Consider the following 24,881-nt stretch of genomic DNA (forward strand, 5'->3'; position numbering starts at 1 on the left):
ACCCGGTTAACCGCGCGCGGCGGCGATCTTGATCAGCTTGGCGTAGTAGAACCCGTCGTGGCCGCCTTCCTGGGCCAGCAACTGGCGACCATGGGGCTGCTTGATGCCGGCCGTGGTGGCGAGGTCCAGCTCACGGGCGCCCGGCGTGCGGGCGAGGAAGGCCTCGATGACTTCGGTATTCTCGGTCGGCAACGTGGAACAGGTGGCGTAAAGCAGGATCCCGCCGACCTCCAGAGTTATCCACATGGCATCAAGCAATTCACCTTGCAACAATGCAAGTGCGGCGATGTCATCCGGCTGGCGGGTCAGCTTGATGTCCGGGTGACGGCGGATCACACCGGTGGCCGAGCACGGCGCATCCAGCAGAATACGCTGGAACGGTTTGCCGTCCCACCAGGTCGCGGTGTCGCGGCCGTCGGCGGCGATCAGTTCGGCGCTCAGGCCCAGGCGTGCAAGGTTTTCGCGCACCCGCACCAGGCGCTTGGCTTCCAGGTCCACGGCGACGACGCCGGCCAATGCCGGTTCGGCTTCAAGGATGTGGCAGGTCTTGCCACCCGGTGCGCAGCAGGCGTCCAGCACCCGTTGACCCGGCGCCAGGTCGAGCAGATCGGCTGCCAGCTGTGCCGCTTCGTCCTGCACGCTGATCCAGCCTTCGGCAAAACCCGGCAGGCTGCGCACGTCGGCTGCGGCGTCGAGGATGATGCCATCCTGACTATAGATGCACGGCGTGGCAGCGATGCCGGCTTCGCCCAGCAACCCCAGGTAGGCGTCGCGTGCGTGATGGCGACGGTTGACCCGCAGAATCATCGGCGGGTGCGCATTGTTTGCCGCACAGATGGCTTCCCATTGCTCAGGCCAGAAAGCCTTCAGGGATTTTTGCAGCCAGCGCGGGTGAGCGGTACGCACCACCGGATCGTGTTCCAGTTCGGCAAGCAACGCTTCGCTTTCCCGTTGGGCGCGGCGTAAAACAGCATTCAGCAGCGCCTTGGCCCAGGGCTTTTTCAGCTTGTCGGCGCAACCGACAGTTTCGCCAATGGCGGCGTGGGCCGGCACCCGGGTATAGAGCAGCTGGTAGAGGCCGACCAGCAGCAATGCTTCGACATCGGCGTCCGCTGCCTTGAACGGTTTTTGCAACAACTTCGCCGCCAGCGCCGACAAACGCGGCTGCCAGCGGGCGGTGCCGAACGCCAGGTCCTGGGTGAAGCCGCGATCACGGTCTTCGACCTTGTCCATTTGTGTCGGCAGAGAACTGTTGAGAGAGGCTTTTCCGTTAAGAACAGCAGCCAGTGCCTTGGCGGCGGCCAGACGCGGATTCATTGAACGTCCGCCGTTTGACCGAGGACGGTGCCGACGGCGAACTTCTCCCGACGGCTGTTGAACAGGTCGCTGAAGTTCAGCGCTTTGCCGCCGGGCAATTGCAGACGGGTCAGACACAAAGCCTGTGCGCCGCAAGCGACGATCAAGCCGTCTTTGCTGGCGCCGAGGATTTCTCCGGGAGCGCCCTGCCCTTCAGTCAGGCTCGCCGCCAGGACTTTCAGTGCCTCGCCATTGAGCGTGCTGTGGCAGATCGGCCACGGATTGAAGGCGCGGACCAGGCGTTCCAGCTCAACCGCCGGGCGACTCCAGTCGATGCGCGCTTCGTCCTTGTTCAGTTTGTGCGCGTAGGTGGCGAGGCTGTCGTCCTGAACTTCGCCGTCCAGCGTGCCTGCAGCGAGCGCCGCAATCGCCTGGACCACAGCGGGCGGGCCCATTTCTGCCAGACGGTCATGAAGGCTTCCGCCGGTGTCTTCACCGGTGATCGGCGTAGTGACTTTGAGCAGCATTGGCCCGGTATCGAGGCCGGCTTCCATGCGCATCACGGTCACGCCGCTTTCGCTGTCACCGGCTTCGACGGCGCGCTGGATCGGTGCCGCACCGCGCCAGCGTGGCAGCAGGGAGGCGTGGCTGTTGATGCAACCCAGGCGCGGGATATCCAGTACCACCTGTGGCAGGATCAGGCCGTAGGCGACCACCACCAGCAAGTCCGGCTTCAACGCAGCCAGTTCGGCCTGGGCGTCTTCGTTGCGCAGGGTCGGCGGCTGCAGCACCGGGAGATGGTGTTCCAGAGCCAGCTGTTTGACCGGGCTTGGCATCAGCTTTTGCCCACGGCCCGCCGGACGGTCCGGCTGGGTGTAGACCGCAACGATCTCGTAAGGGCTGTCGAGCAGGGCCTTGAGGTGTTCGGCGGCGAATTCCGGGGTGCCGGCAAAGACAATGCGCAGTGGCTCAGTCATGGGAGCGATCTCTGAAAAGAAAAAGGCTTGCCGCAGCAAGCCTTTGGAAGAAGGGCATCAAGCGTTCTGGCGATGGAGCTTTTCCAGTTTCTTCTTGATTCGGTCGCGTTTGAGCGTGGACAGGTAGTCGACGAACAATTTACCGTTGAGGTGGTCGCATTCATGCTGGATGCACACGGCGAGCAGGCCTTCGGCGATCAGTTCGTAAGGCTGGCCGTCGCGGTCCAGGGCCTTGACCTTGACCTTCTGCGGGCGATCGACGTTTTCGTAGAAGCCCGGCACCGAGAGGCAACCTTCCTGATATTGTTCCATCTCGTCGGTCAGGGTTTCGAACTCGGGGTTGATGAACACCCGCGGTTCGCTGCGGTCTTCGGAGAGGTCCATGACGACGATACGTTTATGCACGTTGACCTGGGTCGCGGCGAGGCCGATGCCTGGCGCTTCATACATTGTTTCAAACATATCGTCGACCAACTGACGCACTTCGTCGTCCACTACGGCCACTGGTTTGGCGATAGTGCGCAGGCGCGAATCGGGAAATTCGAGGATGTCTAAAATGGCCATAAGCTCAATTGCTGCACGTGTGAGGTAAAGTCGGGTCGATGGCCTGGCGGGTCCGAAGATGCCGGCTACCGTTGTAAAACGTAGCTCCCTTGCATAAGCAAGCCGGGAGCGAGCCACGAGGGCTCTGGCGTTTCACGCGAACGCACATAATAAAGGGATTCACCGCATGAGGAAATCACTACTCGCCTTGCTCCTTCTGGCCTCGGCCGGTTTTGCGCATGGGCAAGTGCAACTCAGGGAAGGTTTTCCACAGCAATACACGGTTGTCACGGGGGACACACTCTGGGACATATCGGGAAAATACCTGCGTGAGCCGTGGAAATGGCCCGAGCTCTGGCAGGCCAATCCGCAGATCGAGAACCCCAATCTGATCTATCCCGGCGACACGCTGTCGCTGGTCTACGTCAACGGTCAGCCGCGCCTGACCCTCAATCGCGGTGCTTCCCGGGGCACTATCAAGCTCTCTCCCCGCATCCGCAGAAGTCCGGTGGCCGACGCCATCCCGAGCATTCCACTGCAAGCGATCAACAGCTTTCTGCTGAGCAACCGCATCGTCGACAAGGTCGAGGACTTCGACAAGGCGCCGTATATCGTCGCAGGCGATGCCGAGCGGGTGCTCAGTGGCACCGGTGACCGCATCTTCGCCCGCGGGCACTTCGACCCGGATCAGCCGGTCTACGGCATTTTCCGTCAGGGCAAGGTCTATACCGACCCCCAGAGCCAGGAGTTCCTGGGAATCAATGCCGACGATATCGGCAGTGGCGAGATTGTGGCCACCGAAGATGACGTCGCCACCCTGGCGCTGCAACGCACTACACAGGAAGTACGGCTCGGCGATCGCTTGTTCAGCAGCGAAGAGCGATCCATCAACTCGACCTTCATGCCCGGTTCGCCTGAAACCGAAATCAACGGCTTGATCATCGACGTGCCGCGCGGGGTTACCCAGATTGGTGCAATGGATGTAGTCACGCTGAATAAGGGCCAACGCGATGGGCTCGCCGAAGGCAATGTGCTGGTGGTGATGAAAACCGGCGAAACGGTACGGGACCGGATCACCGGTCAACCGGTGAAGATTCCCGATGAGCGTGCGGGTCTGCTGATGGTGTTCCGTACTTATGACAAGCTCAGCTACGGGCTGGTACTCAATGCTTCGCGCTCGCTGGCGGTGATGGACAAGGTACGAAATCCGTAAGCAGGCTCCACAAGTTACCAACAGAGTTATCCACAGCTTGTTCCCGGTTGAACGGGGCTTATAACGATCAAGGATGATCCATGTCGCTACCTGGAATTTCACCGGTTTCCCCTGCGGAACTGGAAGCTCGATTACGCCTGCACCGTTTGCCGGAACTCGGCCCTGCGCGTTTCAAGAAATTGCTCGAGGCGTTCGGTTCGGCGTCTAAAGCCATCAGCGCGCCAGCGAGTGCCTGGCGTGCGCTGGGCCTGCCCCTTGCATGCTCGGAGGCCAGGCGCGCCAGTGAAATTCGCGACGGTGCCAGCCACGCATTGGCCTGGCTAGAGCGTCCGGGCCAGCATTTGCTGATGTGGGACCAGCCCGACTACCCGGCGTTGCTCGCTGAAATCAGCGATGCGCCGCCGCTGTTATTCGTCGCAGGCGATCCGGATATTCTGGAAAAGCCGCAGCTGGCGATGGTCGGCAGCCGTCGCGCTTCCCGGCCCGGCATGGACACCGCCGCCGCGTTTTCCCGGAGCCTGGCGAGTGCCGGTTTTGTCATCACCAGCGGCCTGGCTCTCGGAATTGACGCCGCTGCGCATCAGGCGGCAATGGACGTGGGCGGGCGAACGGTCGGGGTACTTGGCACGGGACTTGAAAAGTTTTATCCACAGCGCAATCGAAGGCTGGCCGAGGCCATGATTGCATCGGGGAGCGCAGTGCTTTCGGAGTTCCCGCTGGACGCCGGACCTACCGCCAGCAACTTCCCTCGGCGCAACCGCATCATCAGTGGTTTGTCACTCGGGGTACTGGTGGTCGAGGCGAGTGTTGCCAGCGGTTCGTTGATCACCGCGAGGCTGGCGGCGGAGCAAGGTCGAGAGGTTTATGCGATTCCCGGGTCGATTCATCATCCCGGCGCGCGGGGTTGTCATCAATTGATCCGCGACGGGGCGGTGTTGGTGGAAACCATCGAGCATATCCTCGAAGCCTTGCGCGGCTGGCAACGGTTACCGTTATCCACCGAGACGCCCTCGACTTCTGCAGTGCATCCGCTGCTTATGCTGCTCCACGCGGCACCCCACACCAGTGAGGCGCTGGCAGACGCCAGCGGCTGGGCGTTGCCGAAAGTGCTGGTGGCGCTGACGGAACTGGAGATGGAGGGGTGTGCGGTTTGCGAAAGCGGGCGCTGGTTTGCGCGGGTGAGCTAGGTTTTATAATGAAGAAAGGTAAACTGCGCAGAGCCTTATTCCGGAGAGTTTTTCATGGTCAACAGTTGGCGTGTGCAACAAGCCGCACGAGCCATTCGCGCAGGCGCGGTGATTGCCTATCCAACCGAAGCGGTCTGGGGCCTGGGGTGCGACCCGTGGGATGAAGAAGCGGTGGACCGTCTGCTGCTGATCAAGGGACGGTCTGTGGGGAAGGGCTTGATCCTGGTCGCCGATAACATCCGCCAGTTCGACTTCCTTTTCGAAGATTTCCCTGAGTTGTGGATGGACCGCATGGCCAGCACCTGGCCAGGGCCGAATACCTGGCTGGTGCCGCATCAGAATCAGTTGCCGCAGTGGATCACGGGTGTGCACGAGACGGTGGCGCTGCGAGTGAGCGATCACCCGCAGGTGCGGGATTTGTGCGCGTTGGTGGGGCCGCTGGTGTCGACGTCGGCCAACCCACAGGGGCGACCGGCGGCGCGGACGCGGATTCGTATCGAGCAGTATTTCCGGGGGCAGCTTGATCTGATTCTGGGTGGGAACCTTGGAGGGCGCAAGAATCCGAGTGTTATTCGAGACGTGGCGACTGGCAACGTAATTCGCCCGGATTAAAACCGCGTTATCGTTCTTCGCGGGCAAGCCTCGCTCCTACAGGGTCTAGACCCTGTAGGAGCGAGGCTTGCCCGCGAAGAGGCCCTCAAGGCAACAGAATAGTCGAACCAGTCGTACGCCGAGCCGACAACTCCGCCTGGGCCTTGGCCGCCTCAGCCAATGGATACTTCTGACTGATATCCACCTTCAGCTTCCCGCTGATGATCATCTCGAACAGCTCATCAGCCATGCGCTGCAGGTTTTCCGCAGTGTTGGCGTAGGTCGCCAAGGTCGGCCGGGTCACATACAGCGAACCCTTCGCCGACAAAATCCCCAAGTTCACCCCGTCCACCGCGCCTGACGCATTGCCAAAACTCACCACCAGGCCACGTGGAGCAACGCTGTCGAGCGAAGTCAGCCAAGTGTCTTTGCCGACGCCGTCGTACACCACCGGGACTTTTTTGCCGTCAGTCAATTCCAGCACGCGTTGTGCGACGTTTTCATGGCTGTAGTCGATGGTGGCCCAGGCGCCGTTGGCCTTGGCCAGTGCGGCTTTCTGCGGTGAACTCACCGTGCCGATCAACTTCACGCCCAAGGCCTTGGCCCATTGGCACGCCAGGGAGCCGACACCGCCGGCCGCAGCGTGGAACAAAATGGTTTCGCCGCCCTTGAGTTCGTAGGTCTGGCGCAGCAGGTACTGCACGGTCAGGCCCTTGAGCATCACGCCTGCGGCCTGTTCAAAACTGATCGCGTCTGGCAGAAGCACCAGATTGGCTTGGGGCAATACATGAACGTCGCTGTAGGCACCTAGCGGGCCGCTGCCGTAAGCCACGCGATCACCGACCTTGAACCGGGTCACTTCGCTGCCCACCGCCTCGACTACGCCCGCGCCTTCGGAGCCCAGGCCCGATGGCAGGGACGGCGGCGGATAAAGACCGCTGCGATAATAAGTGTCGATGAAGTTCAGGCCGATGGCCTTGTTGCTCACGCGAACCTGCTGCGGGCCGGGCTCGGCGGGTTGGTAATCGACATACTCGAGCACTTCGGGGCCGCCATGGGCGCGGAACTGGATACGTTTTGCCATCAGAACTCTCCTTGGGTCTTGGCTTCTTGGATTGTTGCGTCAAGCGCCCTATCGAACGCTCAAGCTTGATCTTCGTCAACTGCGAAGGGTGCACCTGCGATGTTATGCTACGCGCCCATTTGCGCCGGCCCCCGCTCCGATGGAGCGCCGCGTCGCTTTGCCCGATTCAAGGTGATGACATGACGACCCGCACCGAGGCCGTAAAAGCCTACCTGCTCGACCTGCAAGACCGCATTTGCGCAGCTCTGGAAGCTGAAGATGGCGCTGCGCATTTCGTCGAAGATGCCTGGACCCGGCCTGCCGGCGGCGGCGGTCGCACCCGGGTGATCGAAAACGGCGCGGTCATCGAAAAAGGCGGCGTCAACTTTTCCCACGTCTTCGGCAGTGGTCTCCCACCATCCGCCAGCGCCCATCGACCAGAACTGGCAGGCCGTGGCTTCGAAGCCCTGGGTGTGTCGTTGGTGATTCACCCGCACAATCCCCATGTGCCGACTTCCCACGCCAACGTGCGCTTTTTCATCGCGGAAAAAGAAGGTGAAGAACCAGTCTGGTGGTTCGGTGGCGGCTTCGACCTGACGCCTTATTACGGCAATGAAGAAGACTGCGTGCATTGGCACCGCGTCGCCGAGCAGGCTTGCGCGCCGTTCGGTCCGGACGTTTATTCACGCTACAAGGCCTGGTGTGACAGCTACTTCCATATCAAGCATCGCCACGAGCCTCGAGGTATCGGTGGTCTGTTCTTCGATGACCTGAACGAGTGGGACTTCGACACCAGCTTCGCCTTCATGCGCGCCATTGGTGATGCCTTCATCGATGCGTACCTGCCGATCATGCAGCGCCGCAAAAATGATGCATTCAGCGCGAAACAGCGCGAATTCCAGGAATTCCGGCGTGGCCGTTACGTCGAATTCAACCTGGTCTACGACCGCGGTACGCTTTTCGGCCTGCAATCGGGCGGGCGCACCGAGTCGATCCTGATGTCCCTGCCGCCGAAGGTTCGCTGGGCGTATGACTGGAAAGCCGAGCCGGGCAGCGAAGAAGCGCGCCTGACCGAATACTTCCTGCAAGACCGCGATTGGTTAGCCAACGCCTGAACGAGGAATCCTGATGGATCGCTACGTCGTATTCGGTAACCCGATTGGCCACAGCAAGTCGCCGCTGATCCACCGTTTGTTTGCCGAGCAGACCGCGCAACAGCTCGACTACAGCACCTTGCTGGCGCCACTCGACGACTTTTCTGGTTGCGCCCAGGCATTTTTCCGCGAAGGTCGCGGAGCGAATGTGACGGTGCCGTTCAAGGAAGACGCCTATCGCCTGGCGAACAGTCTGACGGAGCGGGCGCAACGGGCCGGCGCGGTGAACACCCTGAGCAAATTGGCCGATGGCAGTCTGTTGGGTGACAACACCGATGGCGCCGGACTGGTACGAGACCTGACGGTCAATGCCGGGTTCAGCCTGAAGGGCAAACGCATCCTGCTGCTGGGTGCCGGTGGCGCGGTGCGTGGGGCGCTGGAGCCGTTGCTGGCCGAACAGCCCGCGTCGGTGATCATCGCCAACCGCACGGTGGAAAAAGCCGAGTTGCTGGCGGAACTGTTCGCTGACCTGGGGCCGGTGTCGGCCAGTGGTTTCGATTGGTTGCAGGAGCCGGTGGACTTGATCATCAACGCAACGTCCGCGAGCCTTACCGGCGATGTACCGCCGATTGCCAGCAGTTTGATCGAGCCGGGCAAGACGGTCTGCTATGACATGATGTACGGCAAGGACCCGACTTCGTTTTGTCGTTGGGCCAGTGAGCATGGCGCGGCGGTGGCGATGGATGGCTTGGGGATGCTCGCCGAACAGGCGGCTGAGGCGTTCTTCCTGTGGCGCGGTGTGCGGCCGGATACGGCTCCAGTACTGGCCGAACTGCGCCGCCAGCTTGCGCTGTAATTACCTGTAGGAGCGAGGCTTGCCCGCGAATGGGACGCCGCGATGCATCAGGTACACCGCATTATCGTTCTTCGCGGGCAAGCCTCGCTCCTACAGGGGCGGGGTGTTCAGTCTTCAAACCGGATCGGGCATTTCTCCGCGCCTTCCAGTTTTCTCAACTCCTCCACCACCGGTGGTCGCGCCCCGCGCAGGGTCAGGCTGCGATTCTGTTGCAACAGCCGCCGCGCTTCCTGATGCAGCATTTCCACGCCTGAATAGTCGATGAAGTTGATCTGCTGCGCCTCGATCACTACGCGCACGCCGTGCATCCGCTGCAGGCGTACCTGCAGGTAATGGCTGGCGCCGAAAAAGATCGAGCCGCCGACTCGCAGAATGTCTTCATCGCCATCGCGCCAATGCTGCACCCGTGGTTGCGACGTGCGTTTGAGGTAGAAAAACAGCGAAGCCAAAACACCGGCATAGATCGCCGTCTGCAGTTCCAGCAGCAGCGTGGCGATACAGGTCAGCGCCATGACCAGAAACTCGGCGCGGCTGACCCGCCACAGCGCACGGATCCCGCGATGGTCAACCAGTCCCCAGGCGATCAACAGAATGCTGCCGGCCATGGCCGGGATGGGGATATGCGCGATCAAGTTCGCGCCAAAGATGGCAAACAGCGCTACCCATAATGCTGAAAAGACCCCAGCCAGCGGCGAGCAGGCGCCGGCCTCGTAGCTCAGGCCTGAGCGGGTGAAGGAACCGGCTGACAGCGAGCCGGAAAAAAACGCACCTACCATGTTCGATAAACCCTGGGCGCGGACTTCCTGATTGGCGTCGAGCAGTTGCTGCGAACGGGCCGACAAGGAACGGGCAATCGACAGGCTTGTCACCAGCCCGAGCATCCCGACCGCTACGGCGCTGGGCAGCAGGCGCAGGATCAGGTCCAGGTCCAGCGGCAATGGGCTGAAGGGTGGCAGCCGTCCGACAAACGCGCTGACCAGCTTCACATGACCGAACATGGCTGGCCATAGCCAGACCAGCAGGCCGCTCAGGATCAGGGTGATCAATAAGGTCGGCCAGCGTCGCAGCAGCAATTTCAAAATCACGCCCACCACTACCGTTGCCAGCCCCAGCGCCAGCGAGGGTTTATCCACTTCGCCCAAGTGCTTGAACACCATCAGGAGGCTGTCCAGCGCGGTCGCCTGGTTGGGCACGTCCAGGCCCAGCAGGTTCGGCAGTTGACCGATGGCAATCACCACTGCCGCGCCGAGGGTGAAGCCCAGCACCACCGAGTGCGAAACGAAATTCACCAAAGCGCCAAAACGTAGCAATCCCAGCAGCCACTGGAAAACGCCGGCAAGCAGCGTCAGTAATAGGATCAGGGTGACGTAATCCTCTGACGCAGGAACGGCTAGGGGACTGACGCTGGCGTACAGGACGATCGAGATGGCCGCCGTAGGACCGCAGATCAGATGCCAGGACGAACCCCACAGGCAGGCAATCAGCACCGGGATGATCGCGGCGTACAAGCCATACTCCGGTGGGAGGCCGGCAATCAGGGCGTAGGCAATGGATTGCGGCAAGGCAAGAATTGCACCGCTGAGGCCGACGAGCAGGTCACGGCCAACGCTGGCGCGGGTCTGCCGCGGCAGCCAGGTCAGGAAGGGGAAGAGTGAATGGCGGCTGGGGAAGGCCATGGATCCTCTCGGTGATGACTGCAGAAGGTGTCAGGGTGGTGTTTCAGTTGCCACGGCGCAAGGGCGAAAATCGATTCGTCGGAACGACGCCCGGAGCCGGCTCGCTCCCACAGGGAAATGCGCGGTCCTGTGAGCGCGCGCTTGCTGCTGCGGCGTTCCGGCTTGCTCGCGAATGCGGGGTATCAGGCGACATGAATGCCGGGTCTGATGGCCCTTTCGCGAGCAACCTCGCTCCCACAGAAATTCAGAAATGGTTACAACTTGGCTTTCACGGCCGGCAACGCATCCTTCCCATCCACGGTCTTCACCCCGTCCAGCCATTTATCCAGCACCGCCGGATTGGCCTTGATCCAGGCCTTGGCCGCAGCGGCATTGCTGATTTTCTTGTTCACCACCTCAGCCATGATGCTGTTCTCCATCTCCTGGGTGAAATTCAGGTTGGTGAGCATTTTGCCAACGTTCGGGCAGGCCTGTGCATAACCTTTGCGAGTCAGGGTGTAGACGCTGCCGGTATCGCCGAAATACTTCTCGCCGCCCTTCAGGTAATGCATTTTCAGCTGTACGTTCATCGGGTGCGGGGTCCAGCCGAGAAAGGTCACGAACTTCTGCTTTTTCACCGCCCGGGACACTTCGGCCAGCATCGCCTGCTCACTGGACTCGACGAGCTTCCACTGGCCCATGTCGAAGTCGTTCTTCTTGATCATTTCCTGCAGGGAGATGTTGGCCGGAGCGCCCGAGCCGATGCCATAGATCTTCTTTTCGAACTTGTCGGCGTGTTTGTTCAGGTCGGCAAAGTCATGCACCCCAGCGTCCCAGACGTAATCCGGGACAGCGAGCGTGAACTCGGTGCCTTCGAGGTTCTTCGCCAGTTGAGTGACATCGCCGGTGGCCACGAACTTATCGTAGAAGCCCTGTTGCGCGGGCATCCAGTTACCCAGAAACACGTCCACCTGGCCATCCTTGAGACCGCCAAAGGTGATCGGCACCGCCAGGGTGTCGACCTTGGCCTTGTAGCCCATGCCGTCCAGCAGAAAACCGGTGATGGCGTTGGTCGCGGCAATGTCGCTCCAGCCAGGGTCGGCCATCTTCACGGTTTCGCAGCCTTGCTCGGCGAACGCCGATGCACTGCCTAGCGCCAGGAACCCTACCGTCAGTACTGTGGATAACTTTTGCATGGACTTCCCCTTAACATTATTGGTTTTGGCAGGGTTGTGGATAACGTGCTTTGCGCTCCAGATCATCAAGGTCGATGTGGTTGCGCATGTATTGCTGACTGGCGTCCACCAGCGGCTGGTGATCCCAGCTCTTCAACTTGCCGATGGTCAGCGCTTGGGCGACAAAACGCCGGCGGCGCTGGCTCGCGAGCACCTGTTGGTGGATCGCCGGGATATTCCATTTGGTGCGTGCTTCAGCGAGGAATGCTTCGAACAGCTGCAAATGTTGGGGCGACTGGCTGAGTTCTTCCTGTTCACGCGGGTCGTTGTGTACGTCGAAGAGTAGGCAAGGGTCGTCTTCGCTGTAGATAAATTTATAGGCGCCGCGACGGATCATCATCAGCGGGCTGATGGTGCCCTCAGCCATGTATTCGCCAAAGACTTCGTCGTGACCGCCCTGCCCTTGCAGGTGCGGAACCAGCGAGCGACCGTCCAGTGGCAAGCCTGGCTCCAGTGAACCGCCGGCCAATTCCACGAAGGTTGGCAGCAGATCCGCAGTTGATACTGCCGCGCTGATCCGGCCGGCGCCAAATTGCCCGGGTGCACTGATCAGCAGCGGTACCCGCGCGGCCATTTCGAACCAGTGCATTTTGTACCAGAGCCCACGTTCGCCGAGCATGTCACCGTGGTCGCCAGAGAATACGATGATGGTGTCGTCGATAAGGCCAGTATCCTCGAGAGTTTGCAGGAGTTTGCCGACGTTGCTGTCGATATAGCTGCATGCGCCGAAGTAGGCACGGCGTGCATCGCGGATTTTATCCACAGGCAACGGTTTGTCCCACAGGTCATATACTTTCAGCAAGCGCTGGGAATGCGGATCAAGTTCGGACTGCGGCGGGGTATCAGGCAATGGAATGTCGGCGTCGTCATACATATCCCAGAACGCTTTGGGGATGGTGTACGGATCGTGCGGGTGAGTCATTGAAACGGTGAGGCAGAATGGCTGATCGCCATCTTCACGGATGTGGTCAAACAGATATTGCTGGGCCTTGAACACGACCTCTTCATCAAAATCCAGCTGATTGGTGCGCACGCACGGTCCGGCTTGCAGCACCGAGGACATGTTGTGGAACCAGGTCGGCCGCACGTCCGGTTCATCCCAGTTCACCGACCAGCCATAGTCGGCGGGATAAATATCGCTGGTCAGGCGTTCTTCATAACCATGCAACTGGTCGGGGCCGCAGAAGTGCATCTTGCCGGACAATGCAGTGCGGTAACCGAGGCGACGCAGGTAGTGGGCATAAGTCGGTACATCGGCGGGGAAATCGGCCGCGTTGTCGTAGGCGCCGATCTTGCTCGGCAACTGTCCGCTGACCAGGGTAAACCGCGACGGCGCGCACAGCGGGCTGTTGCAATACGCGGCGTCGAACACCACGCCTTCGGCGGCGAGGCGACTCAGATTGGGTAGCTTGATGGGCGATGGACCGTAGAACGGCAACATTGGCGCGGCCATCTGATCGGCCATGATGAAAAGAATATTCTTGCGCTTCATGTGATCGCGGCATTCCATAGTGAATATTTATGCGAGAGTGCTGCGATCGAGCATGGAGTCCATGCAGATTGTGGTAAAGCCCATGCGCGGCAATGACTAGGATAAGCACAGCTTATGTATGACGCCCTTGGTGATTTGTCTCTGGATTTGCTGCGCGCGTTCGAGGCCGCAGCCAGGCAGCGTAGCTTCACTGCGGCGGCGGTGGAACTTGGCACTACGCAGCCGGCCATCAGCCAACAGATCAAACGGTTGGAAGACCAGCTTGGGACGCGACTGTTTGATCGGATTTATCGCGGCATTGAATTGACCGAGGCCGGGTCGATTCTTTTTCAGCAAGTTCAGGCAGGTTTGCAGAATATAGACGCTGGATTGAGCGCGATCAGCGCACAGCATCAGCACGAGGTGTTGCAGGTGGCCACCGATTTTGCTTTCGCCGCCTATTGGCTGATGCCGCGATTGCATCGATTTCACGCCGCCAACCCTCAGGTGGATGTCAGCCTGGTTACCAGCGAACGCAGCCTCAACATGCTGCGCACCGATATCGATGTGGCCGTGTTGTTCGGGGATGGCCGCTTCAAACAGGGTGAAAGCCATTGGCTGTTCAGCGAGGAAGTGTTTCCAGTGTGCAGTCCGCTGCTATTGAAGGAACGCCCCTTGCCCTTGCCGGTTCAGACGTTGCTGGAATTCCCTCTGCTGCACCTGCGTGGTGAAAACAGCAGCAATTGGTTCGACTGGAGCGGCGTATTTCGCGAGCTGGGTATCTCGTCGGCGCCAGCACCGGGGCAATTGCGTTTCGACAACTACACCTTGTTGATTCAAGCGGCGATTGGCGGGCAAGGCGTGGCGATCGGGTGGCGGCACCTTGTGGATAACTTGCTGGCGCAAGGGTTATTGTGCCGGCCGATTGCCGAGACGGTGATTTCCAGGTTGGGTTATTACGTGGTTCTGCCCCAGCGCAAACGGCGTGGGCCGCTGATTCAACAATTCGTGGACTGGTTGATGGCCGAGCAGGCCTGCAGTGCACAATCACTTAACGGCTTGCCTCTACCGTCGATTGCCGTGTGATAGCGATCTGTTACGGTTCTGACGTCGCAATGAAATTTACATGCTCACCAATGTGCAAATTCAGGTGCAATTCATCGGCAATCCCGACCGCTACACGGTTCAACCGGGTGAGCGGTTCGGCCAGACCCGGTTCGAGGCTGCTGCTTACCTGGCTGAAATGTTCAATGGTCAGCCCCGGCACCCCACGCGGCGCGTTCACCAGCGTCCAGTGCAACGCACTGCTTTGCAGCGCCTCGCGGATTTCTTCGGCGGCGTGGCGTTCCAGTTGATCCTCGATCTCCGGATCATCCAGCACCTCGAAATCGCCCACCAGAAACAGCCGGGCAATACCGGCAGCCTGCATCCCGGCGATCAATGCATCCACTGCCAGCACTTGTTCGACAGGGCCCGGCACGATGGTTTTTTCTACATGCTCGCTATTGAATGGCAAACCGGGTGCATCCAACAGACAAATGACCGCCGAACTCCCGGCCACGCTTTGCTTCACGCGTTCGGCATCGAACAAATCCCCGGTCTTGGCGCGTAAACCCGGGCGCGGCGCTAGCGCTGTCAGGTCATCGAGAATGGCGATCACTTCATGCTGGCGCCGCAGCATTTCAGCCATCAGCGCACTGCCCAGGCTACTCATGGCACCATAAAGCACCACTTTCACAACGGGGGTCTCGGCATTTTTCATGGCTGCGGTCCTTGTTTCTTACGTATATGGCGTGTGACCTGTAAGAGACGGTGAGGGTTCGAACGGGTTTTCAGAGGGTTCCAGATGCAACAGGTCAAGGGTTACCACGCACATGTCTATTTTAATGCCGGCACTATCGAGCTGGCGCGCACCTTGTGTGAGCAAGCGGCGACGTTATTTCCGGTGAAAATGGGGCGGGTCCACGAACGCCCGGTCGGCCCACACCCGGACTGGAGTTGCCAACTTGCTTTCGAGCCGCAATACATTGGCGACGTGCTGCCCTGGTTGGCACTCAACCGCAAGGGGTTGGTGGTATTTCTGCACCCGGACACCGGTAACGATCTGCTCGACCATACAGAGCACGCAATCTGGATGGGCGCGATTCGTCCGCTGGACCTGTCTGTTTTTTGATCAGAGGGTTTCTTCAGGCTCAGACGGCAAGTGCTCATCCAGATGCAGCCACGGCAGACGGCTGTCAGTCCAGATGTGGCGTTCGGCCGGGGCCTGCTCGGGATGATCGAGCGTGGCGATGGTCACGTCGATACTGTCCGCACTGAGTTGTGTCACCAGCGCCAGCTGCGCGCCACAGTGGCGGCAGAAGTATCGGGCGCAGGTCGGGGAAGAGTCATACTGCGCCGGCTGCCCGGTCAGCCATTGAAAGGCCGATGCCGGCACGGTGATCCAGGTGGTCACAACCGCACCGCTGACCCGTCGGCAGATTGAACAATGACAGTGGGCGATGTCGTGCAACGCTCCGCTGAATTGATAGCGCAGTTGCCCGCAGTGGCAGCCGCCCGTATGAAGTTCGCTCATGACCTTCCCTCCTCCTGCGTATTGCCACGCTTTCGGTCCGACGACCGGTTGCACATCCGGTCAATGCTTTCATCCGCGAAAGCTGGGTGAAAGCTTGCGCGATTAGGATCGCCTCACTGCCGGCAACAGACCGGTTGGCCAATGCCAGTGTTTTATCGCTCGCACAGCCCATTTAACAACAACAATGGTGATCCTGATGTCTTCTGCTACTCGCCGCTTCGCCGCCACTCCACCCGTACCTCTCGTGCTTCCCGTTCTGCGCTGACCCAACCGGTTCGCCCATTCCCTAGCCGCGCTATGCCTGGAGTATTCCCATGCTGACTTTCCTTGGCTTTGCCATGGTCATCACGTTCATGTTCCTGATCATGACCAAGCGCCTGTCCGCGCTGATCGCGTTGATCATCATCCCGATCCTGTTTGCCCTGTTCGGTGGGTTCGCGCCGAAGATCGGCCCGATGATGCTCGAAGGCATCACCAAGCTGGCGCCCACCGGCGTGATGCTGATGTTCGCCATTCTCTACTTTGCCCTCATGATCGATTCCGGCCTGTTCGACCCGGCCGTGCGTAAGATCCTCAAGCTGGTCAAGGGCGATCCGCTGAAAGTGTCGGTCGGTACCGCCGTGCTGGCGCTCGTGGTGTCCCTCGATGGTGACGGCGCCACCACTTACATGATCTGCGTGGCCGCCATGCTGCCGCTCTACAGCCGCATCGGCATGAGCCCGCGGATCATGGCCGGTCTGATCATCCTCGCCGGTGGTGTGATGAACATGACCCCATGGGGCGGCCCGACCGCTCGTGCGGCCAGTGCGCTGCACGTCGATCCGTCCGACATCTTTGTGCCGATGGTGCCCGCGATGCTGGCCGGTGTCGTAGCGATCCTGGCGATTGCCTACTTCTACGGTAAACGTGAACGTGCCCGTCTGGGTGAATTGCACCTGGTGGGCGATGAAATCGACCACAGCGAAATCAGCGTTTCCCAGTTCCCGGATGCCCGGCGTCCGAAGCTGATCTGGTTCAACGGCGCCCTGACGCTGGGCCTGATGTGCACCCTCGTCGCCGGCCTGTTGCCGCTGCCCGTGTTGTTCATGGTGGCCTTCAGTATCGCGATGATCGTCAATTACCCGTGCCTGCAACAGCAAAAGGATCGCGTCGCGGCCCACGCCGGTAGCGTGCTTGCCGTGGTCGGTTTGATCTTTGCCGCGGGCATTTTCACCGGTATCCTCTCGGGCACTGGCATGGTCGACGCGATGTCGAAAAGCCTGTTATCGGTAATTCCGGACTTCCTCGGCCCGTACCTGGCCGTAATCACCGCGTTGGTGAGCATGCCGTTCACGTTCTTCATGTCCAACGACGCGTTTTATTATGGCGTGTTACCGGTGCTTGCCGAGGCCGCGAGTCACTACGGAATTACCGCGGTTGAAATGGCACGTGCCTCGATCGTCGGTCAGCCCGTCCACTTGTTGAGCCCGCTGGTACCGTCGACTTACCTGTTGGTGGCCCTGGCCGGTATCGATTTCGGTGATCATCAACGGTTCACCTTGAAGTGGGCAGTGCTGGTTTGCCTGTGCATACTGGTCGCCGCATTGCTGATGGGGATTTTTCCGCTGTTCAGCACTCTATAAGCCCAAGACTCACCATGACGGGTCCGGCTTCGTGGTTTTGAAGTCCGGGCCCGGCCTGGTTTAACAATCGCTCAAAGGAATACACATGGAATGGCTGACCAACCCTGAAATCTGGGTTGCCTTCTTTACCCTGACCGCCCTGGAAATCGTCCTGGGTATCGATAACATCATCATGATTTCGATCCTGGTCAGCCGCATGCCCAAACACATGCAGCAGCGCACCCGGATTTTCGGCCTGGCCCTGGCCATGGTCACGCGGATTCTGTTGTTGCTGTCGATCACCTGGGTCATGCGCCTCACCGCCGACCTGTTAGAAGTGTTCGGCCAGGGTATCTCCGGGCGCGACCTGATCCTGTTCTTCGGTGGTCTGTTCCTGCTGTGGAAGAGCTCCCAGGAGATGTACCACGCGCTGGAAGGCGAAGATGAAAGCGGCGACGAGCCTTCGGGCAAGGGCGGCAACTTCCTCTACACCATCATCCAGATCGCGATCATCGACATCGTGTTCTCGCTGGACTCGGTGATCACCGCGGTGGGCATGGTTTCCCACGTACCGGTCATGGTTGCAGCGATCATCGTTGCGGTGCTGGTGATGATGGTTGCCTCGCGCACCATCAGCGAGTTCATCGACAAGCACCCTTCGCTGAAAATGCTGGCGCTGTCGTTCCTGTTGCTGGTCGGTACCGTGTTGATTGCCGAGTCTCTGGATGTGCACCTGCCAAAAGGCTACGTCTACTTCGCCATGGCGTTCTCGCTGGCGGTGGAGACGATCAACATCAAGCTGCGTACCGCGATGGCGAAAAAGCGCAAACAGACGGACCCAGTGAAACTGCGCAAGGATATTCCGGGCCAGTAACTCCGGGCTTTCCTGAACACGCAAAACCTGTGGGAGCGGGCTTGCTCGCGAAGGCGGAGTATCAGTCGACATCAATGTTGCCTGATACTCCGCCTTCGCGAGCAAGCCCGCTCCCACATTTGTTTTGCGTGATGGCAGCAAACTGTTTTCATGACAGTTTTGTTTCAATCACTTCTTTAGCTATGCGATGCTGGCGCCCAGACCGTTAGCCAACTACAGCTTAAATACAGAACGTAGAAAAAAGCGCGGCACCGTCAACTTTGCCCCATTGGGGCGCTACCACCACAGGGGGCCTGCATGCTCACCCTGCTCAATTTGTTATCAGCCGTAGCCTTGTTGATCTGGGGCACGCACATCGTCCGAACCGGCATCCTGCGGGTCTACGGCTCCAACTTGCGCCACGTCATCGGTCAGAACATGTCCAGGCGCTCGCTGGCATTCATCTCGGGAATCGTGGTGACGGCCATGGTCCAGAGCAGCAATGCCACGGCCATGCTCGTCACCTCCTTTGTCGGTCAGGGCCTGATGGCACTGACCCCTGCCCTGGCGACCATGCTCGGGGCCGACGTGGGGACCGCGCTAATGGCGCGCGTGTTAACCCTGGATTTGTCGTGGCTGTCGCCGCTGCTGATTTTCCTCGGGGTGATTTTCTTCCTGTCCCGCAAACAGACCCGACTGGGGCAAATGGGCCGCGTCAGTATCGGTCTGGGGCTGATCATCCTGGCGCTGCAACTGATCGTCGAATCCGCCGCGCCGATCACCCAGGCCCAGGGGGTGAAAGTGATCTTCGCCTCGCTGACCGGCGACATCCTGCTCGATGCCCTGGTCGGCGCGCTGTTTGCCATGATTTCCTATTCCAGCCTGGCCGCCGTCCTGCTGACGGCGACCCTGGCCGGTGCCGGGGTGATCAGTCTGCCCGTGGCCATCGGCTTGGTGATCGGCGCCAACATTGGCAGCGGCATCCTCGCCTTCCTCAGCACCAGCATGCAGAACGCGGCTGGCCGTCAGGTGGCGTTGGGCAGCCTGCTGTACAAGCTGATCGGCCTGCTGCTGATCATTCCGGTGCTCGATCCCTTGGCGCACTGGATGGATGGCCTGGACTTCAGCCCCCAGGAAATGGTCATCGGCTTCCACCTGCTCTACAACACAGCCCGCTGCCTGATCCTGCTGCCCAGTGTCGGGCCGATGGCCAGGTTCTGTGCATGGGTGCTGCCGGAGCGTCCGCAAATCAACGGCACCGCCAAACCACGACATCTTGACCCGACCGCGTTGGTCACCCCCAGCCTGGCGCTGGCCAACGCCGCCCGGGAAACCCTGCGCATCGGCGACCTGATCGACAACATGCTTGAAGCCATGCTCGACGTGCTGCGCGGCAAGCAAACCGCCGTCACCCAGGAAATGCGTCGCCTGACCGATGATGTGGAGGCGCTCTACGGCGCCATCAAGCTCTATCTGGCGCAAATGCCCCGGGAGGACCTCAGCGACCAGGACAGTCGGCGCTGGGCGGAAATCATCGAGCTGGCGATCAATCTCAAACTCGCCAGCGACCTGATCGAGCGCATGTTGCGCAAGGTCCAGCAGCAGAAAACCTCGCAGCGGCGGTCTTTTTCCGAGGTCGGGCTGGAAGAATTGGCCGGGCTCCACAGCCAGTTGATTTCCAACTTGCGACTCGGGTTGTCGGTGTTCCTCAGCGCCGATAAGGAAAGTGCCCGCCAGTTGCTGCGTGAGAAACGTCGCTTTCGCGCCCAGGAGCGCCGTCTGGCCCATGCTCACGTCAGTCGATTGCAACGCAAGGTCGTGCAGAGTATCGAGACCAGTTCGCTGCATCTGGAGTTGATTGCGGACATGAAGCGGCTGAACTCGCTGTTCTGCAGTAGCGCTTATGTGGTGCTGGAGACCTCGGACACCGGCGCGCTGGCTGTCGACGATTTGGCAGACATCACGCATTCGCCTTGAACGTCTGGCACAGTGGTCAGTCAGTAACATGTATTCAGCCTTTAGACCGCCATCGCGGGCAAGTCGAATCGTCGCACCGCCGCTCCCACAAGGGTCGGCTGTGTTGCACAAAATGAGTGAACACCACCGAACCCTGTGGGAGCGGGCTTGCTCGCGAAGGCGGCCTGAAGGACAACACGGATCTCCGATCGATTGCCTGGAAGCCAGCTATGCGTTGCCTGTTGTTCGCCTGTCTGTTACTCGGTTCATTCCCTTCATTTGCCCTGGACCGCTTCCAGGTTGAAGGCTATACCCTGCCCAACGGCCTGCAATTGCTGCTCAAGCCCGGCACTGAACGCGGGCATGTGGCGATTCGCCTGGTGGTCGGCGTCGGAATCGATGATTTCAGTTGTGCAGACAAGGGGCTGCCGCACCTGCTCGAGCACTTGCTGTTCAGCGGCATCGATGCCACTGGCGAAGGCGGCCTGGAGGAACGCATGCAGGCCCTGGGCGGCGAGTGGAACGCGTTCACCAGCAATGCCGACACGACATTCGTCATCGAGGCCCCGGCGAAAAACCAGCGCAAGGTCCTCGATCTGCTGTTGGCGCTGCTGACCCAGACCCGAATCGACGACAACTCGATCAATGCCGCCAAACAAGTGGTCGAGCGCGAAGAAGGTGGCCACTACACTCACCTGCAACGCTGGCTGGACCGCCAGGACCTGGGCCATACGGCGAGTAATCAGCTGGCCGTGGAGCTGGGCCTCAAATGCCCTGAGCGGCCAGAGGTCGATTACCTGACTCGCGAACAACTGGAGGCGGTGCGCAAGACTTGGTACGCACCCAACAACATGACCCTGATCGTGGTCGGCGACCTCGACCGCTTGCTGCCGGCTTATCTGGAGCGGACCTATGGTGCGCTTGAGGCGGTCGAGCCTAGCGACCACCCGCCCCTGCCGGACATCAAGACCAGCGCCGCCCATGAGCGCACGCTGAATCATGGTTTCGTCGGCGGTGCCGCCAAGTTGCACTGGCTGGTGCCCGAGCCGGTGCAGGACGATCGGCACGATCAGACCTTCGACCTGCTCAAGGACTATCTGGACTGGGCGCTCTATCGTCAATTGCGCCTGACCCATGGTTTGTCCTACGGCCCCTCCGCCGAACGCGAGGTGTTTGGCGGCGTGGGCTTCATGAGCCTGAACGCGGACCTCGACCGCGATGACGTGCCTGAAGCCAAACAGGTGCTGGATGAGTTGAAGGCCCGCTTGCTCAAGGACGGGCTGGATGCCGATACCTTCAACCGTCTCAAGCAGGCCGCCATCGCCCGCCAGGCCTGGGCAGTGCAAGGCAACAGCGCACTGGCCGATTATTACTGGAGTGCCCTTGCGAGCTATGGGGACGGCCGTTTCGCTGACCCGGCCAAGGAACTGCGAGGGGTGACGCTGGCAGAGGTGAACAAGGCCATGCGTGAATTGCTGCTGCAACCGGGCTATCTGCGGATCGAAAAACCGTTGATGAGCGATGACCAGTTCATGTGGTCGATTGCCGGGGTGATGGGGTTGATGGTCTTGGGCTTGCTGGGCTGGCGAATCCATCGCAGACGCTAATTGTTCCCCCTCGCCACACCGCCTGCCGGACGGTACTCTGTCGAGGATTTTCCCACGACTAATGCGAACCGCCGAATGCCTACCCTGACCCTTTTCGTACAGCGCATCCTGGCATTGATGAAGCGCTACCCGGGTGTCATTGCGCTTGGCGGTTTCATTTCGGGGGTCGGCAGCTTCATGCTGGTGGATCGCCAGCAAGGCCTGGCGACGTGGATCACCATCATCATGCTGATCAGCTGGATCTGGCTGATGCTGGAAAACAGCCTGACCAAGCTGTTCGCCAGGATATTCAACCGCGAAATCCCCCGGCCTCTGCTGCGTTACGCCACGCAGATGATCCACCAGGAAAGCCTGTTTTTCGTCCTGCCCTTCTTTTTCATCACCACCACCTGGAACAGCGGCCAGTTATTCTTTACCGGGATGCTGTGCATTGCCGCACTGATTTCCATCATCGACCCGCTCTACTACAAATGGCTGGCACCACGACGCTGGGCATTCCTGGCGCTGCATACCCTGACGTTGTTCGCGGCACTGCTGACCGCCCTGCCCGTCATCCTGCACCTGACCACCTCCCAAAGTTTCAAACTGGCCCTGGGCACTGCGGTCGTGCTGTCGTTCCCGAGCCTGGCGTCGATCTTCCCGATCAGAACCTTGCGCAATGCGTTGGCCATCCTGAGTATCACCGTGGGTATCGGTGGCGTGGGTTGGGTACTGCGCTCGTGGGTGCCGCCGGCAACGCTGTGGATGACCGATGTGGCCATCAGCACGCAAATGCAGGACCGCACCCCCGGCGCCAGCCTCGATGAAGTCAGCGCCGAGCAGATTCGCGGCGGCGGTCTGTACGCCTACACCGCGATCAATGCGCCGCGCGGTCTGGACGAGCGGATTTATCACGTCTGGCAGTTCAACGGCAAAGAGGTCGACCGCATCGCCCTGGATATTCACGGCGGGCGCAAGGAAGGCTACCGGGCCTGGACCCACAAACAGAATTTCCCCGGCAACCCTGCGGGCAAGTGGCAGGTTCGGGTGTTGACCGAAGACGGCCAGTTGATCGGGGTGTTGCGTTTCAAGATCACCGACAGCACACCGGTCAAAGAAAAGTAAGGCCGTTCATGCTATTAACGTAGGTCTGCGTAACAGCCGAACAAGCATGGAGCTTATGAGCAGCAGCACAATGGCCGGCAATGCCCGACTGGACACCTCTGACACCCCTGCTCAATTGCAGATTACGGGTGACTGGACGCTCGCCCATTACGCCGATCTCAAGCGCCAGAGCGAACAGCTGCACGGCCGCTACGACGACAGCACCCACATTGACCTTAACGGCCTCGGCGCGCTCGATACCGCCGGTGCATCGTTACTGGTGGAGCTGCTGGGGTCCGAACGTCTTGGCAAGTCTGCCGAGCATCCCGATTGCACCCTGTCCTCTGCCGACCGCGCCCTGTTGCAAACCGTCTATTGCTCGCTGACCGACTTCTGCGTTCCGGTCAAGGAGCCGCAAACCAGCGTCGGCATTCAACTGCTGACCCGCATCGGCCGCGCGGTGGCAACGGTCTGGCAGGACACCCTGCAACTGCTGGGCTTCGTCGGCCTAATCCTGGAAACCATGGCCCGCGGCCTGTTTCGCCCCAAGCGCTGGCGCCTGACGCCGATGGTGGCGCACATCGAACAGACCGGCCTGGATGCTGCGCCCATCGTCGCCCTGTTGACCTTTCTGGTGGGTGCCGTGGTGGCATTTCTCGGGGCGACGGTGCTGGCGAGTTTCGGCGCGAGTATTTTTACCGTGGACCTGGTGGCGTTCTCTTTCCTGCGCGAATTCGGTGTGTTGCTGACCGCGATCCTGATGGCCGGGCGCACCGCCAGTGCATTCACTGCGCAAATTGGCTCGATGAAGGCCAACGAAGAAATCGACGCCATCCGGACCCTGGGTCTGGACCCGATGGAACTGCTGGTGGTGCCGCGCGTCCTGGCGCTGCTGGTGGCGCTGCCGATGTTGACGTTCCTGGCGATGCTGTCGGGGATTATCGGTGGCGGCGTGGTCTGCGCGGTGTCGCTGGATATTTCACCGGCGATGTTCCTGTCGCTGCTGCAAACCGATATCGGCGTTCAGCATTTTCTGGTGGGGATCGTCAAAGCGCCAATCTTCGCGTTTCTCATCGCCGCGATTGGTTGCCTTGAGGGCTTCAAGGTCAGCGGCAGCGCCGAATCTGTCGGCGCCCACACCACGTCGAGTGTGGTCCAGTCGATTTTCGTGGTCATCGTGCTCGACGCCGTTGCCGCACTGTTTTTCATGGAGATGGGCTGGTGAGTCGAATACCCCGAGCGCCCACCGAGGCGGTGATCGAAGTCCGTGGGCTGTGCAATCGTTTTGGCAGCCAGAGTGTGCACGAGGGCCTGGACCTGGACTTGTACAAGGGCGAGATCCTCGCCGTGGTGGGCGGTTCCGGTAGCGGTAAATCGGTGCTGCTGCGCAGTATTGTCGGTTTGCGTCAGCCCAGTGAAGGCGAGGTAAAAGTCTTCGGCAAGAACCTGCCGACGCTGGCCGAACATGAGCGCTCGCTGGTCGAACGGCGCTTTGGCGTGCTGTTTCAGAAAGGCGCCCTGTTCTCTTCGCTGACCGTGACCGAGAACGTGGCCTTGCCCCTGATCGAGCATGCTGGACTGAGCCGCGACGACGCCGAGCATCTGGCGGCGGTGAAGCTTGCCCTGTCGGGGCTGCCGCTGTCGGCGGCGGACAAATACCCTGCTTCGCTGTCCGGCGGCATGATCAAGCGTGCGGCGCTGGCCCGGGCGTTGGCGCTGGACCCGGACATCCTGTTTCTCGACGAACCCACCGCCGGCCTCGATCCGATCGGTGCGGCGGCGTTCGATCAATTGATCCTGACCCTGCGCGATGCCCTGGGCTTGAGCGTGTTTCTGGTGACCCACGACCTCGACACCCTCTACACCATCACCGACCGGGTCGCCGTGCTGGCGCAGAAGAAAGTGCTGGTGGCCGATGCCATCGATGTCGTTTCGGAAACAGACGATGCGTGGATTCACGAATACTTCCATGGCCCTCGCGGCCGCGCGGCGCTGACCGCCGCTAACCAGCTAAACGAGGCCTGA

General features: G+C 60.5%; 23 protein-coding genes. 14 read left to right on the forward strand and 9 right to left on the reverse strand.

The window, feature by feature from the left end:
- Nucleotides 1-6 precede the first annotated feature (6 nt).
- From rsmB to def, 3 genes are read right to left on the reverse strand one after another with little or no spacing between them, the layout of a single operon-like run.
- Nucleotides 7-1,317, reverse strand: coding sequence for a 16S rRNA (cytosine(967)-C(5))-methyltransferase RsmB (rsmB, locus tag PMA3_RS30165; RefSeq protein ID WP_064680546.1), 1,311 nt, complete (start codon nucleotides 1,315-1,317; stop codon nucleotides 7-9).
- Entirely contained in the window at nucleotides 1,314-2,273 is a 960-nt protein-coding gene (gene fmt / locus PMA3_RS30170) for a methionyl-tRNA formyltransferase (protein WP_064680547.1), read from the reverse strand. The genes rsmB and fmt overlap by 4 nt, the downstream gene beginning before the upstream one ends.
- A gap of 57 nt (nucleotides 2,274-2,330) precedes the next feature.
- Complete coding sequence (gene def, locus PMA3_RS30175; RefSeq protein WP_064680548.1) at nucleotides 2,331-2,837, reverse strand: peptide deformylase; 507 nt, start codon at nucleotides 2,835-2,837, stop codon at nucleotides 2,331-2,333.
- Nucleotides 2,838-3,003: 166 nt separating this feature from the next.
- Here def and PMA3_RS30180 point away from each other — a divergent pair, with 166 nt between their 5' ends.
- From PMA3_RS30180 to tsaC, 3 genes are all read left to right on the forward strand, one after another.
- Entirely contained in the window at nucleotides 3,004-4,029 is a 1,026-nt protein-coding gene (locus PMA3_RS30180) for a LysM peptidoglycan-binding domain-containing protein (RefSeq protein ID WP_064680549.1), read from the forward strand.
- An 80-nt stretch (nucleotides 4,030-4,109) separates the two neighbouring features.
- On the forward strand, nucleotides 4,110-5,216 hold the full coding sequence (gene dprA / locus PMA3_RS30185) for a DNA-processing protein DprA (protein WP_064680550.1): 1,107 nt from the start codon (nucleotides 4,110-4,112) through the stop codon (nucleotides 5,214-5,216).
- Nucleotides 5,217-5,270: 54 nt separating this feature from the next.
- Nucleotides 5,271-5,828 carry an L-threonylcarbamoyladenylate synthase type 1 TsaC gene (gene tsaC, locus PMA3_RS30190; protein ID WP_064680551.1) on the forward strand — a complete coding sequence of 186 codons (558 nt, stop codon included), beginning with the start codon at nucleotides 5,271-5,273 and terminating at the stop codon, nucleotides 5,826-5,828.
- Nucleotides 5,829-5,913: 85 nt separating this feature from the next.
- Here the strand turns inward: tsaC and PMA3_RS30195 are convergent, their stop codons facing one another.
- Entirely contained in the window at nucleotides 5,914-6,891 is a 978-nt protein-coding gene (locus PMA3_RS30195; protein WP_064680552.1) for an NADPH:quinone reductase, read from the reverse strand.
- Nucleotides 6,892-7,070: 179 nt separating this feature from the next.
- Here PMA3_RS30195 and hemF point away from each other — a divergent pair, with 179 nt between their 5' ends.
- Both hemF and aroE read left to right on the forward strand, forming a co-directional pair.
- The gene (gene hemF / locus PMA3_RS30200) at nucleotides 7,071-7,985 is read left to right on the forward strand and encodes an oxygen-dependent coproporphyrinogen oxidase (RefSeq protein WP_064680553.1); all 915 of its coding nucleotides are present in this window, start codon (nucleotides 7,071-7,073) and stop codon (nucleotides 7,983-7,985) included.
- 13 nt (nucleotides 7,986-7,998) lie between these two features.
- On the forward strand, nucleotides 7,999-8,820 hold the full coding sequence (gene aroE, locus PMA3_RS30205; protein ID WP_064680554.1) for a shikimate dehydrogenase: 822 nt from the start codon (nucleotides 7,999-8,001) through the stop codon (nucleotides 8,818-8,820).
- Nucleotides 8,821-8,927: 107 nt separating this feature from the next.
- Here the strand turns inward: aroE and PMA3_RS30210 are convergent, their stop codons facing one another.
- The 3 genes from PMA3_RS30210 to betC form a co-directional block, all read right to left on the reverse strand.
- Nucleotides 8,928-10,496 (reverse strand): SulP family inorganic anion transporter, encoded by a 1,569-nt coding sequence (locus PMA3_RS30210; protein WP_064680555.1) that lies wholly within the window; start codon nucleotides 10,494-10,496, stop codon nucleotides 8,928-8,930.
- A gap of 254 nt (nucleotides 10,497-10,750) precedes the next feature.
- Nucleotides 10,751-11,671, reverse strand: a complete 921-nt coding sequence (gene choX / locus PMA3_RS30215; RefSeq protein ID WP_064680556.1) for a choline ABC transporter substrate-binding protein — start codon at nucleotides 11,669-11,671, stop codon at nucleotides 10,751-10,753.
- A 16-nt stretch (nucleotides 11,672-11,687) separates the two neighbouring features.
- A complete protein-coding gene (betC, locus tag PMA3_RS30220) occupies nucleotides 11,688-13,202 on the reverse strand; it encodes a choline-sulfatase (protein ID WP_064680557.1) in 1,515 nt (504 codons plus the stop codon).
- Nucleotides 13,203-13,316: 114 nt separating this feature from the next.
- On the opposite strand from betC, the gene PMA3_RS30225 reads away from it, so the two are divergent.
- A complete protein-coding gene (locus PMA3_RS30225; RefSeq protein ID WP_064680558.1) occupies nucleotides 13,317-14,267 on the forward strand; it encodes a choline sulfate utilization transcriptional regulator in 951 nt (316 codons plus the stop codon).
- 10 nt (nucleotides 14,268-14,277) lie between these two features.
- On the opposite strand, the gene PMA3_RS30230 is transcribed toward PMA3_RS30225, so the two are convergent.
- Entirely contained in the window at nucleotides 14,278-14,943 is a 666-nt protein-coding gene (locus PMA3_RS30230; protein WP_064680559.1) for an NAD(P)-dependent oxidoreductase, read from the reverse strand.
- An 84-nt stretch (nucleotides 14,944-15,027) separates the two neighbouring features.
- Between PMA3_RS30230 and PMA3_RS30235 the strand changes: the two genes are divergently transcribed.
- Entirely contained in the window at nucleotides 15,028-15,354 is a 327-nt protein-coding gene (locus tag PMA3_RS30235) for a DOPA 4,5-dioxygenase family protein (protein ID WP_064680560.1), read from the forward strand.
- Here PMA3_RS30235 and PMA3_RS30240 read toward each other — a convergent pair whose 3' ends face one another.
- Nucleotides 15,355-15,756, reverse strand: coding sequence for a GFA family protein (locus PMA3_RS30240; RefSeq protein WP_064680561.1), 402 nt, complete (start codon nucleotides 15,754-15,756; stop codon nucleotides 15,355-15,357).
- 314 nt (nucleotides 15,757-16,070) lie between these two features.
- Here PMA3_RS30240 and PMA3_RS30245 point away from each other — a divergent pair, with 314 nt between their 5' ends.
- The 7 genes from PMA3_RS30245 to PMA3_RS30275 all read left to right on the forward strand — a co-directional run bounded on the left by PMA3_RS30245 (nucleotide 16,071) and on the right by PMA3_RS30275 (nucleotide 24,881).
- Nucleotides 16,071-17,378, forward strand: a complete 1,308-nt coding sequence (locus PMA3_RS30245; protein ID WP_064680562.1) for a CitMHS family transporter — start codon at nucleotides 16,071-16,073, stop codon at nucleotides 17,376-17,378.
- Between the two features lie 85 nt (nucleotides 17,379-17,463).
- On the forward strand, nucleotides 17,464-18,231 hold the full coding sequence (locus PMA3_RS30250; RefSeq protein ID WP_064680563.1) for a TerC family protein: 768 nt from the start codon (nucleotides 17,464-17,466) through the stop codon (nucleotides 18,229-18,231).
- A gap of 297 nt (nucleotides 18,232-18,528) precedes the next feature.
- Nucleotides 18,529-20,187: a Na/Pi cotransporter family protein gene (locus tag PMA3_RS30255; RefSeq protein WP_064680564.1), complete on the forward strand. Its 1,659-nt coding sequence runs from the start codon at nucleotides 18,529-18,531 to the stop codon at nucleotides 20,185-20,187.
- A 209-nt stretch (nucleotides 20,188-20,396) separates the two neighbouring features.
- On the forward strand, nucleotides 20,397-21,773 hold the full coding sequence (locus tag PMA3_RS30260) for a M16 family metallopeptidase (RefSeq protein ID WP_064680565.1): 1,377 nt from the start codon (nucleotides 20,397-20,399) through the stop codon (nucleotides 21,771-21,773).
- A gap of 75 nt (nucleotides 21,774-21,848) precedes the next feature.
- Nucleotides 21,849-22,877, forward strand: a complete 1,029-nt coding sequence (locus PMA3_RS30265; protein ID WP_064680566.1) for a DUF5924 family protein — start codon at nucleotides 21,849-21,851, stop codon at nucleotides 22,875-22,877.
- Nucleotides 22,878-22,932: 55 nt separating this feature from the next.
- Nucleotides 22,933-24,081, forward strand: coding sequence for an ABC transporter permease (locus PMA3_RS30270; RefSeq protein ID WP_064680567.1), 1,149 nt, complete (start codon nucleotides 22,933-22,935; stop codon nucleotides 24,079-24,081).
- Entirely contained in the window at nucleotides 24,078-24,881 is an 804-nt protein-coding gene (locus PMA3_RS30275; protein ID WP_064680568.1) for an ABC transporter ATP-binding protein, read from the forward strand. The genes PMA3_RS30270 and PMA3_RS30275 overlap by 4 nt, the downstream gene beginning before the upstream one ends.

It is taken from the genome of Pseudomonas silesiensis (assembly GCF_001661075.1).
Classification (GTDB): Bacteria; Pseudomonadota; Gammaproteobacteria; order Pseudomonadales; family Pseudomonadaceae; genus Aquipseudomonas; species Aquipseudomonas silesiensis.